Origin of the sequence: Marinomonas gallaica, assembly GCF_001639745.1 — a bacterium.
Lineage (GTDB): Bacteria > Pseudomonadota > Gammaproteobacteria > Pseudomonadales > Marinomonadaceae > Marinomonas > Marinomonas gallaica.
The window spans coordinates 208073-220163 of sequence record NZ_LTAX01000004.1 but is presented as its reverse complement, the minus strand read 5'-3'; the positions used below and the strand labels follow the sequence as shown (position 1 = coordinate 220163).

The following is a 12091-nucleotide window of genomic DNA, read 5'->3' as shown; positions in this document are numbered from 1 at the left end:
TTGATTGTGGTGTTCCCATCCCCAGCGCTAAATAGATACACGTCATTGCCAGACTCACCTTTTAAGTAGTCCCCATCACCCATACCACCACTTAATGTGTCATTTCCGGATCCACCATACAAAGTATCTTTGCCTAACCCGCCATCCAGTACGTCGCTTCCACCTCGACCTTCAAGACGATCATTTCCTCCAAGACCTGGAATGGTGTCCGCAGAATCAAGTCCAACTATTTTCTCCGACGCCTCCGTTCCCGAAAAAGCTTGTCGTTTCAACTCAACAGCATCCCAAACCGTCCCATCTTCAAACTCGACTGCATCCAGTTCGTAAGCAGCTTTATCGAAGAAGTCAGTGACTTTGATGACTTCTTTGGTATTTTGAAGGGTTAAAAGTAAATGATAACTGCTGTGCGTAATGGTTACGTCTTCAGGTTGCACATCCTCTAAGAAACGCAAAACGTCGTAATCCGTTGTTTTACGGTAATAATTACTGATTGTGGTATGACCATCTCCCACATTAAACAGGTACACATCATTACCCGATTCGCCTCTCAAGTAGTCACCATTATCAGCACCACCTCTAAGCGTATCGTTCCCGGATCCGCCATACAAAGTATCTTTACCTGACCCGCCATCCAGTACGTCGTCTCCGCCTCGGCCTTCAAGTCGGTCGTCACCTGCGTAGCCATTGATCGAATCCGTACTGCTAGTTCCGATAATTTCATTATCTCCCTTTCGTACGACTTCAAGCATGTTCGCCTGAGTGTCTAATGGCAATAAAAGAGCTTTTTGCTCAAGAGTGTCTATGAAATTTTGGTACATCACGTTTGAATAAGGACTTATTCCTTTGACTACATCCATAAAGTCATCAAGTGAGGAGGCAGAAGAGGGTTCATTATTAGCAAACCGAATCACGAAATGCTCACTAACCTCAGTAAAATCTCCTTTCCAATTTCCATTTTCTTGTTCAAACGACAACAAACCCGACAACAAACCAAATAGGTCTCTAGCATGACTCGCAGACATTAGCTGTGTATAAACAGATTTTTCTAATCCTTGATACACATTATTCAATTCTTGAGCATATCTCTGATTAGGTGTTGCCTGTAATGCAGGCTGCCCCCAGAACGTTTCTAAAACACCCAGTTGCTGACCATTAATATAACTTCCCCTGCTATCCACTGCAGTTGAAGTCTGTCCTGCCCATACTGTCAATATAGAAGTTACTAAGGATTTTCGAACATCAGCAGAGGGCGCATTTACAAACGATTGAACAAGTGTTTTTAGTTCTTCACTGCCATCTAATGCCATTGCTTGATGTAGACTATAAGCATTACCAAAACCAACAGCATCTGGTAGAGCTGCAATTTCCGCTGAAACAGCAATTCCTTCACCATTGTGAACTTGCACAGGAATAGAGTTCCGATAATCTGAATCAAACCATAAAGTATTCGTTAATCCAGCATCTCCACTACTAAAAGAAAAGTTTCCTTGCTCTCCATGTAAAACACCATTTTCATCTGTAAATTGATTAGTCTCATAAGTTAAATTAATAGAGACAATATCTAGATCTGTAAGTGTTTTTAGCTCATCAGCATCCGTAACACCATCACTATCAACGTCTTGCCAAACTCTAAGCTCCGAGAAAATGGAGTCTTCAGAGGTAATTTTTTCATCACGATCCTCATCATATTCAGCAAGCGCCTCATAACCATTTTCAGCATATGCACCATTGGCTAGCAGTGTTTCTGTACCAAATAATTCAGAGCCACCGTCTATCTTACTATTCAGATTACGATCTAAAACTAAAAAGCCATCATCCGCTGATACCCAACTGGCCTGTTCTGCAAAACCACTATTATCAAGATCAAAAAAAACACCCTCTTCTTTGGATAAGGTATCAACCATTCCATTACCACTTAAGTCCAATGCCAATGGGTCCTTTGGCGGAACTGGAGGCATTGGTGGTGGTGAGACTGGAGGTAGAGGGTCAGGTTCTGGCTGTGGATCAGGTTCTACGGATGGATTCTCCCCATCGCCATTTCCTTCAGGACCAGACAAATCGAAATCGAAACCATTAGGATCATCCCACGGGTGCTCTCCACCATTGTTATCTTCAGGGTGCCATAATGCATATTCATCTTTTACAGGGTCATACCATAGCTCCACTCCACTAGCATCGGTGCTTACGCGTTGTGGCTCAGTACTAGAATCATCCGGTGTAGTTGGCTCGTCTGGTGTAGTTGGCTCGTCTGGTGTAGTTGGCTCGTCCGGTGTTGTTGGCTCGTCCGGTGTTGTTGGCTCGTCCGGTGTTGTTGGCTCATCCGGTGTTGTTGGCTCATCCGGTGTTGTTGGCTCATCCGGTGTTGTTGGCTCGTCAGGTGTTGTTGGCTCGTCCGGTGTTGTTGGATTATCTGGTGTCGTTGGCTCGCCCGGTGTCGTTGGCTCGCCCGGTGTCGTTGGCTCATCCGGTGTTGTTGGATTATCCGGTGTTGTTGGATTATCCGGTGTTGTTGGATTATCCGGTGTTGTTGGATTATCCGGTGTTGTTGGATTATCCGGTGTTGTTGGATTATCCGGTGTTGTTGGATTATCCGGTGTTGTTGGATTATCCGGTGTGGATGACAAAGCCTCTATTTCATCTTTATTATTTTTTGGATAAAAGTCACCTTCATTATCACCAGTATCAAAACCAGCATGCTCCAGCGCCTCCCATGTAAAATCAACGCAACTGTTAGAAGCCGCATTGTATGTCATATCGAAGCCGTTACTTGCTGGATCATCTAGAAAATCTTTTAAGTTATCGTATTGCTCTTGGTTTAGTTCGAAATCCCGTTCGTAATATATTTCTTGATAATAAGAATCATCGTTGTTAACAACATTTCCATCTCCATATATACGACCATGCTCTATAGGAGCAAATCCGTAGCTGCCATCTGGCGTACTTATCCACATATGACCAGCTGTTGACGGCGTTCCCGTTGTGACAGCGCCACCTTCTGCAATACGCACTATTATTTTTGGCATCAGTTTATCTCCTTAATAACTGCAACCTTTCCAATTTTAAAATCAACTAAAAAATATACTGGTTTCTTACGTGAAAACTGAGTGTTGTTTGTAAACTTCATGAGTATTTAGCTGTTATCCGGGCGCTCGCTTTGCGTCCAAATAACTCTCAACAGATCAACGTCTTTTGCCCATACAATCGGATCAGGAATAACCTTGTAGGTCAGGGCAAGCGTCATGAACGTTTTTTGATCAGAATTAGCAGTTGACTCAACGCGCTGCCGGTATGACGCTTGCCCTGCCTTGTAGGTAAAGGCACCTCCTGCCAATTTTGTTTCCCAAGGGGTCATATCAACTGTAATTATTCCCTCCAGAATTTCACCAATATGATCTTGCCTAACAGTCTCTGGTCTTTCAGACAAAACCTCACGAACAAACTTAAGGCGCTTTTGTTGCTGATCATCCCACGCATTTTCGATCATACTTCCTAACTCGATTAGTTTTCACAAGATGTTTTTGGTTTAACTTCAACTCTCAAAATAAAGTCAATATTATGCAGAGAGGAAGGGTTACCATCCAAAATCTCAGCCTTAATCCGATAATGGCCTTTATCCAAAAATACATTGCCATAATTTAACGATGTAATATTTAGACCCAAACCTTCTACCTTAGGGCTTATCACTTTCCTGAATATATTTTCAAAGGCACCTTCGTCATATTCATCCATCTGTAATTCGATACTTACAGGAAGCTGGCGGTGAATAAGAATATCTTCATACTCGTTATATACTTTATTCTTATGCACCATATGGAAATTTATCTGGTAATTGCATTTCGTTTTAACGTCAAATTCATCATTTACAACCTCACCGATACCACCTAAGAAGACACGCTTAACATAAGGGGCACCTACCTTATCAAAAATACTCAAACTAACAGTGGCAACCATTAGTCCTACTACTAGAAAACACGAAAAACATATAAGAATTATTTTCATATATACCCACCCCCTCACAAAAAACCAACATTTTCACACTTAGACCATCGTAGCATTGCTTCTCTATTAATATGCATATTAGATCAGATCGGACAATACCAACGCCCCCCCTACATAAAGACCAAGATAGTAATTGACAAGGAAATTGCCGTGATTTTTAAGCGTTCCATAGGATGCACCTACATTAGAAAAAGGTAATGGTTTCTAGATCCCCATGATCAACCCTATGGTTTAATAGGGCCAGATATGTGTGTCTGCACCGCAGTAGAAAACAGTACTAAGGGGAAGAGAAAGGGGAATAGAAAGGTAAGAAAGCTGTAAAGTACAGCCAAGGCAGTGGTTCTAAGAAAATCCATTTACATATTCCTTAATTAAGTGCAGACATCCTCTGGCGAAGTTAGCATAAAAAATGCAGTTTTTTTAGAAAGCCGCTAATTCGAACGAAATTATTTTTACTCCAAGAAGCGACTCTAGTTACGTGTCTAAAAAGCGGCAAACTCGTTCTAATGCGCCTTGATTGGCTTTAGCATTGCTTAGGGCTTTTTGCCCCATGGCTTGTCGCTGTTGGACGTCTTGCAGTAAAAGCAGTTGATCCACCAATTCGCCCTCTGATCGAACTCTCACTGCGCCACCATCGTGTATCAGTGATTCAGTAATGTCGGCAAAGTTAAAGGTATGCGCACCAACGATCACTGGTTTGGACAAGATCGCCGGTTCAATCGGGTTGTGCCCTCCTCGCTCAATCATACTGCCCGCGACAAAGGCCACCTCAGAGATAGCGAAGTAGCGCATCATTTCGCCTATGCTATCACCGATCAGAACATCCGCCATAGACCAAGTATCCAGTTGATCATCTGAACGTCGAACGGTCTGAAAGCCTTCTTGTTGGCTGAGTTTATAAACTGCTTCAAAGCGTTCAGGATGACGCGGCACAAGGATCAACTTAGCTTTGGGCACTTGCTGTAAAAGGGTTTTATGCGCCGCTAAAAATTGTTGATCTTCACCTTCGTGGGTACTGGCAGCAATCCAAACAAATTCATTCTTCGGGGCAATGGCTTGGCGCCAAATCGGTACTTCACTGTCTTCAGGAGCGGTAATATCGAATTTGATATTGCCCACTACGGCGACATCTTTCGCCCCCAATGATTTAAACCGCTCCGCATCAGCCGCCGCATGCGCCAAGAATCGATCAGGCAATGCCATCAAGGGACGCGAAACTGAGCCAAACTTCTCGTAACGCTTAGCGGAGCGCTCACTGAGGCGAGCATTGATAATTTGAATCGTCATACCCTTGGCTTTTGCTGCGTTTAATAGATTTGGCCAAAGTTCCGTTTCTATGATTGCCAATTGCGGACAGGACAGTTGCTTCAGCGCGCGCTGTACGCATACTGTATGATCTAAAGGTAAGTAGCGATGCTGGACGCGTCCAGAAAACCACTTTTGCACTTGCGCTTCACCGGTAGGCGTTACAGTTGTTACCAATAACGTTTTATTGGGGTGCTGGGTTAGCCATTGCGTAATTAAGGTTTTGGCGGCCAAGACCTCACCGACCGACGCACAATGCAACCAAAGATCGGCAGTCACTGGCGCCCATTTACCGAGCGTTTCCGCGACTCGGTAATTGTCATAGCGCTTATGGAAACGCCAGATACGTCGCGCAATAAAAGGCGTAGCAACCAGCAGCAAGAGACGATAAAGCCACATACGCTTATTCTTCGTTGAACTGATTTTGATGCAATTTGGCGTACGCCCCACCTTGCTCAATCAATGCTTTATGGGAACCGACCTCGATGATCTGCCCATGATCGACTACAGCAATAATATCGGCGTTTTCGATGGTGGATAAACGGTGAGCAATGGCAATGGTTGTTCGATTTCTCATTAGACTGTCTAAGGCTTGCTGGATGGCCCGTTCAGACTCCGAATCCAATGCCGAGGTCGCTTCGTCTAAAATCAGGATCGGGGCGTTTTTCAATATGGCTCGCGCGATGGCAATGCGTTGACGTTGCCCACCCGACATCAACACACCATTTTCACCGACCATGGTGTCTAAACCGTGCTCAAAGCCCTGAATAAATTCCCACGCATTGGCAGCTTTTGCAGCGTTAATGACATCCTCTTCTGGCGCATCACGCAGATAACCGTAAGCTATGTTGTCACGGATAGAACCATTAAATAACACGACATTTTGATTCACTAAAGCAATTTGGCTACGTAAACTTTTAAGGGAGTATTCACGGCTATCTTGCCCGTCTAATAACAACTCTCCGCCTTCCACATCGTACAAACGCGGCACTAAGTTCGCTAACGTTGACTTACCACCACCCGATCGCCCTACCAAGGCCAATGTTTTTCCGGCTGGCAACAGTAAATTGATATTTTCCAACGTCAAACGGTCACTGCTTGGGTATTTGAAACTTAAGTTGCGCCACTCAACCGACCCTTTTGCGTTGGATAGTTCTTGCTTACCTGCGTCCACCTCTTCGGTCATATCAATGAACTCGAAAATGCTTTGCGCTGCTGCAATACCCTTTTGCAAAATACTGTTTACATCGGTTAGCTGGCGCGCCGGTTTGCTGAGCATGCCGGCAGCGCCAATAAAAGCAACAAAATCACCAGCTGACATGTTCTGACTAAGACTTGGATCTAACGCTAGCCATATCAATAAGGCTAACGAAATCGCTACCAGAAATTGTACAACCGGAATATTCAGCGCTTTCGTAAGCTCCATTTTGAGCTGAGAACGCTTGTTATCACCAGCCGCTTGGCGAAAACGATCCCGCTCATACTCAAAACCGCCAAAAATTTTAACGACTTCATGCCCCTTAATTGACTCAGAAGCGACATCTGATACGCCACCCATGGCATTCTGAATGTGTTTACTAAGCTTACGAAAACGCTTTGATGCATAAGAAACCACAAAGCCTATGATGGGAATAATCAATATAAACAGTAGCGATAGACGCCAGTTGGTGTAAAGCATATAACTCAATAAACCAACGACGGTTAAGCCTTCGCGTAGCAGTGTTTTAACGGCTGAAGTCACCGCGCCAATCACCTGTTCGGTGTCATAGGTCAATTTAGACAGTAAGCGCCCTGAGGGCATTTCGCTGTAGTAGCTCGTCGGTAGCAAAACCAGTTTATCAAACATGGTGGTACGTAAGTCATAGACGACTTTGTTGGCAATTTTCGCCATGAAGTAACTACCAAAAAAGGTACCGATACCACGCAACAGGAATATCGCCAAAATAGAAGCAGGTATTATAAACCGGTTTTCCTCTATTGAGCCTGAAGAGACTACATCAACAATGTATTTTAACTGTGCAGCCAGAGCAGGTTCCATCGCGCCATAGAGCATGTAGCCCATGACACTGACTAAAAAAATGGGCCATTGAGATTTAACGTACCCCAATAGACGCAAATAGATCTTAACGCCAGACTGAGGCTCTGGAGTTTGCTGATCAGGTGACGTCATTAATTATTCGCCTTTTCAATAATCGAAGTCGTAGAATATCCGTCAACAAAAGAAAGTACTTTCACTTCTCCGCCATGTTCTAACACATGTTCGGCACCCACGATGGATTCAATCGTGTAATCACCACCTTTTACCAACACATCAGGTGTTAACGTCTGAATAATTTCTAATGGTGTATCTTCATCAAACCATGTGACCCAATCGATCGAGCCAACGCCTTCGAGCACGGCCATACGATGTGTTAAATCGTTCACAGGACGCTTCTCCCCTTTAAGACGTTTGACCGAGGCATCTGTATTTACGGCTACGACTAAACGGTCGCCTAATGCTTTAGCTTGCTTCATATAGGCCACATGGCCCGGATGCAATATATCGAAGCAACCATTGGTAAATACGATTTTCTCACCATTTAACTGAGCCAGTTTAATTTGCTCTTGCAGAGATTCAGGTGACAGCACACCAAAATTGGTCGAATGAGACCGCGCAAACATGATCGCTTCTAGCGTATCGGCATCTATTGAGGCGGTACCCAGCTTTCCAACCACATAACCTGCTGCTTGGTTTGCGTAATCGACCGCGTCGGAAAAGCGTTTGCTCGTCGTATAAATAGCGGTTAACACCGCAACGACCGTGTCACCTGCGCCGGTGACATCAAAGACTTCTTTCGCAGCGGTTGCTAGGGAAAATGAGTTTTTGCCCTCTTCAAGCAAGACTAAGCCATCTTCACCGCGTGTCACTAACAGAGATTGCCAACCGAAGCGTTCACGGAGCTCAAGTCCCTTTTGCTCGATCTCTTTAAGATCGGCACATTTGCCAACGATTGCTTCAAACTCAACCATATTAGGCTTAACTAACGTGGCCCCTTGGTAAATAGAGAAGTCGTCACCTTTCGGATCAACAAAACTCGGAACGCTCGCTTCGTTCGACAGACCAATCAAGGTGCTCACGTCGGCTAAACAGCCTTTGGCATAATCAGAGTAAATAACTGCGTTTGCATCAGGCAATAAAGCAGCGACTTTATCGGCTACCGCTTGGTTTTGGCTTAACGTGTCTTCACGTTCTTCAAAATCTAAGCGAATCAATTGTTGATGGCGACTGATAACACGCAGTTTGGTGATCGTCGGTAAACTGTCTGTTGTGACAAAATGACACTCAACACCAGACTGAGTCAGAGCATTCTCTAAAGCCGTCGCATTCTCATCCTGTCCCACTACACCGACTAGAGAAACGCGAACGCCTAGCTTCGCGAGACCTAATGCAACGTTTGCAGCACCACCAGGACGGTCTTCAACGCTTGAAACTTTGACAACCTGTACCGGAGCTTCAGGAGAAATACGTGAAGTGCCACCATGCCAATAGCGATCTAGCATAACGTCACCAACGACAAGGATATGTTTATTCTTAAAGTTTAAATGTGAGGATATCATGGCGCTTTTCATCGATTTTTGAGGGCAAACATCTTATCATAACCGCCTTTCAATTTGGACTCATGTGAAATTGATCAACATGGAAATGCCTAAAACCTTGCACAAACGCATACAAAGCTGTGCAGACCACGTCTTTCAAGGTCTGATCCCAAACTGGGTAAACTACGGTTTTACTCCTCAGGGTTACAGTTACGAAAGTCTAGCGCTTAACTGGGAACATAATCCAGTTGGGCGCATTCGGCTATTGACCCAATGTCGTCAACTTTACACACTCAGTCACGCATCAGAACTGGGCTACCTTAACGGTTTTGAAGCACAAATCCGATCCTTATTTACGTTTACTGTCGAGCAATACTTTATTGATAGTCGGTGGATTTTCTCTCGTGATGACGAGTTAAATATCCTCGACCAAAAAAGTGATGCCTATGCGCTCGCTTTTGTAATGCTAGCTTTCAGCCATTACTACCAGCTAACAGGCGACCAAACGGCACTGCAATACATCGAGCTAACCGAGCAGTTTTTAGAACAAAATATGCGACACCCCAATGGCGGGTTTTACGAAGCGTATCCTATTGAAACGCATATTACTCGCCGTCAGAATCCACATATGCATTTACTGGAAGGCTTTGTTGCGGCGTATCATGCAACCAAGCAAGCAAAGTACATCACACATATAGAACAGATCTGTGAACTGGCACATCAGCATTTTGTCGAGCCAAACACACACACCTTGCGAGAATTTTTTAAGGCCGATCTAACACTAGATGATGAAACGGGGCACTTGGTAGAACCAGGACACCATTTCGAATGGGCATGGCTACTGCACCAAACGCATAACATCACCAATCGCCAACTGGATTTAGATTTAGCAAATCGGCTGTGGCAATCAGCCATTCAATTTGGCCAACCAAGTAATGGCGGCATCATTAACAGTTTTGATGGCAATACTGGTGAAACAGTCGATGCCGAAAAACGCATCTGGCCAATTACCGAATATCTTAAAGCTTGCTGTGTAATACCTATGTCATCAGATGAGCGCTTTGCACGTATAGAGACAGCCTTAGCGTTTATTCAAGAACAATACTTCCTTGATAATGGTCGCTGGATTGAATATCTAGATGCTCAAAATCGCAGCAAAGGCTTTCCTCTCCCGGGTACAACGGGTTATCACATATTTCTTGGCCTAGCAGAAGTGCTAAAATGGCAGGATTCATAAGCATGACAGGATACGGACTATGTACATTGTAACTGGCGGCGCCGGCTTCATCGGCAGCAATATAATTAAAGCGTTAAACGACCGTGGCATTCGTGACATTTTGCTGGTTGATGATCTAACGGATGGCAAGAAGTGCCTTAATTTGTCCGATTTAGACATTGCAGACTACATGGACATGTACGACTTCCTAGATCTAATCAAAAAAGATGCCCTGAACATCCAAGCGACGGCGGTCTTCCATGAAGGCGCATGCTCTGCGACCACTGAATGGAATGGTAAGTATGTAATGGACGTCAATTACCAATATTCAAAAGCGGTTTTGAAATGGTGCCTGGATCATAAAGTGCCATTTTCTTATGCGTCATCGGCTTCAGTATATGGCCCAGGCCCTGTATTCCAAGAATCGCGAGAACATGAACAGCCATTAAACATGTACGCATTCTCTAAATTCCAGTTCGATCAATATGTACGTGAGATCTCTCCAAAAGCCACATCCCAAATTGTTGGCTTCCGCTATTTTAATGTCTATGGTCCGCGTGAAAACCATAAAGGCAGCATGGCAAGCGTTGCCTTCCACCTAAGAAATCAAGTACTGGCTGACGAAAATCCTAAACTGTTTGGTGCCTACGATGGCTATGAAGCCGGCGGCCAAAGCCGTGACTTTATCTATGTAGAAGACTTGGTAAACACGAAACTTTGGTTCTTGGATAACCCTGAAAAATCAGGCATTTTCAACCTCGGCACGGGCAATGCAGAACCTTTCAAAACCATTGCTGAGACTGTTATTGGACATTATGGCAAAGGGGAAATTGAATTTATTCCGTTTCCTGAACACTTAAAAGGCGCTTACCAAAGCTTCACGCAAGCTGACATCACTAAGCTGCGCGAGGCTGGATACAATGGTTCGTTCCGCGGTCTTGCTCAAGGCGTGAAAGATTACATGATGTGGCTAGACCAACGTGGCTAAATATCTCATTGTAGGCCCTTCTTGGGTCGGCGACATGGTCATGGCGCAGAGCCTCTTTAAAAAAATTAAAGAGCAAGATGTGGACGCCATCATTGATGTCATCGGCCCCGCTTGGTCAAGCCCTATTCTAGAGCGTATGGAAGAGGTGCGCCAAGCGATCACCCTAAAAACAGGGCATGGCGAATGGGGTATTAGCACTCGTAGAAAATTGGGGAAATCACTTCGTAACGAGCAGTATGATGAAGCCATCGTGCTGCCCCGCTCATGGAAGTCTGCATTAGTTCCCTTCTTTGCAAAGATCCCAAAGCGGGTTGGCTATCATGGCGAGCAGCGCTTTGTCCTGCTGACTGAACGTCGCAAGTTAAATAAGAAAGTACTTAACCAGACAGTGAAGCGCTTCACTTCCCTTGGGGTCGCTAAGAAAAATGCCTACCCACCAGAGTCATTGCCAAACCCCGTGTTATCCATCAATACAAAAAACCAAGCAGCACTCTATAAAACGCTAGGATTAGACACCCAACGACCCGCCATTGCCATGATGGCAGGGGCTGAATACGGTCCAGCGAAACAATGGCCTATTGCTCACTTCCATGATCTTGCAGAAACGTTGATAAAGTCAGGCCATCAAATATGGGTGCTTGGAGGTCCGAAAGATATTGAAGATGCGCAAGCCATCATTAAAGGTCTTGGACAACACGCTCATAATCTTTGCGGCAAAACCAAGCTCGTTGACGCCATTGATTTATTGGCCGCCGCCAAAGAAGCGGTCAGTAATGATTCTGGACTGATGCACGTTGCAGCAGCGGTTGGCACTCGAGTACATGGTATTTATGGCTCCACCAGTGAGCTCTTTACACCGCCGCTCACAGACAACAAGGTAATTCACAACTTACATTTGGACTGCGCACCCTGTTTTAAACGCACTTGCCCACTTGGTCATACCAATTGCTTGAAGCAGCTGGAGCCTAAGCAAATTATCCAGTCCATTGAACAAGCCTGCTAGGACG

General features: G+C 44.8%; 9 protein-coding genes. 3 read left to right on the top strand and 6 right to left on the bottom strand.

The window, feature by feature from the left end; translation table 11 throughout:
- The 6 genes from AYW76_RS19345 to hldE all read right to left on the bottom strand — a co-directional run.
- Window positions 1-3023 (bottom strand): calcium-binding protein (locus AYW76_RS19345; protein WP_269448095.1); only part of this gene is annotated, 3023 nt, incomplete at its 3' end.
- Window positions 3024-3130: 107 nt separating this feature from the next.
- The gene (locus tag AYW76_RS06615) at window positions 3131-3484 is read right to left on the bottom strand and encodes a hypothetical protein (RefSeq protein WP_067217400.1); all 354 of its coding nucleotides are present in this window, start codon (window positions 3482-3484) and stop codon (window positions 3131-3133) included.
- A 14-nt stretch (window positions 3485-3498) separates the two neighbouring features.
- Window positions 3499-3999 carry a hypothetical protein gene (locus tag AYW76_RS06610; RefSeq protein ID WP_067217397.1) on the bottom strand — a complete coding sequence of 167 codons (501 nt, stop codon included), beginning with the start codon at window positions 3997-3999 and terminating at the stop codon, window positions 3499-3501.
- Between the two features lie 474 nt (window positions 4000-4473).
- On the bottom strand, window positions 4474-5703 hold the full coding sequence (locus tag AYW76_RS06605) for a 3-deoxy-D-manno-octulosonic acid transferase (protein ID WP_067217394.1): 1230 nt from the start codon (window positions 5701-5703) through the stop codon (window positions 4474-4476).
- A gap of 4 nt (window positions 5704-5707) precedes the next feature.
- Window positions 5708-7474 (bottom strand): lipid A export permease/ATP-binding protein MsbA, encoded by a 1767-nt coding sequence (msbA, locus tag AYW76_RS06600; RefSeq protein ID WP_067217390.1) that lies wholly within the window; start codon window positions 7472-7474, stop codon window positions 5708-5710.
- Complete coding sequence (hldE, locus tag AYW76_RS06595; protein WP_067217456.1) at window positions 7474-8901, bottom strand: bifunctional D-glycero-beta-D-manno-heptose-7-phosphate kinase/D-glycero-beta-D-manno-heptose 1-phosphate adenylyltransferase HldE; 1428 nt, start codon at window positions 8899-8901, stop codon at window positions 7474-7476. Before hldE ends, msbA begins: the two co-directional genes overlap by 1 nt.
- Before the next feature lie 64 nt (window positions 8902-8965).
- Here hldE and AYW76_RS06590 point away from each other — a divergent pair, with 64 nt between their 5' ends.
- The 3 genes from AYW76_RS06590 to waaF are packed head-to-tail and all read left to right on the top strand — an operon-like array spanning window position 8966 to window position 12087.
- Window positions 8966-10117: an AGE family epimerase/isomerase gene (locus tag AYW76_RS06590; protein WP_231872564.1), complete on the top strand. Its 1152-nt coding sequence runs from the start codon at window positions 8966-8968 to the stop codon at window positions 10115-10117.
- A gap of 19 nt (window positions 10118-10136) precedes the next feature.
- Complete coding sequence (gene rfaD / locus AYW76_RS06585) at window positions 10137-11084, top strand: ADP-glyceromanno-heptose 6-epimerase (RefSeq protein ID WP_067217387.1); 948 nt, start codon at window positions 10137-10139, stop codon at window positions 11082-11084.
- Window positions 11077-12087 (top strand): lipopolysaccharide heptosyltransferase II, encoded by a 1011-nt coding sequence (waaF, locus tag AYW76_RS06580; RefSeq protein ID WP_067217383.1) that lies wholly within the window; start codon window positions 11077-11079, stop codon window positions 12085-12087. The genes rfaD and waaF overlap by 8 nt, the downstream gene beginning before the upstream one ends.
- Window positions 12088-12091 lie beyond the last annotated feature (4 nt).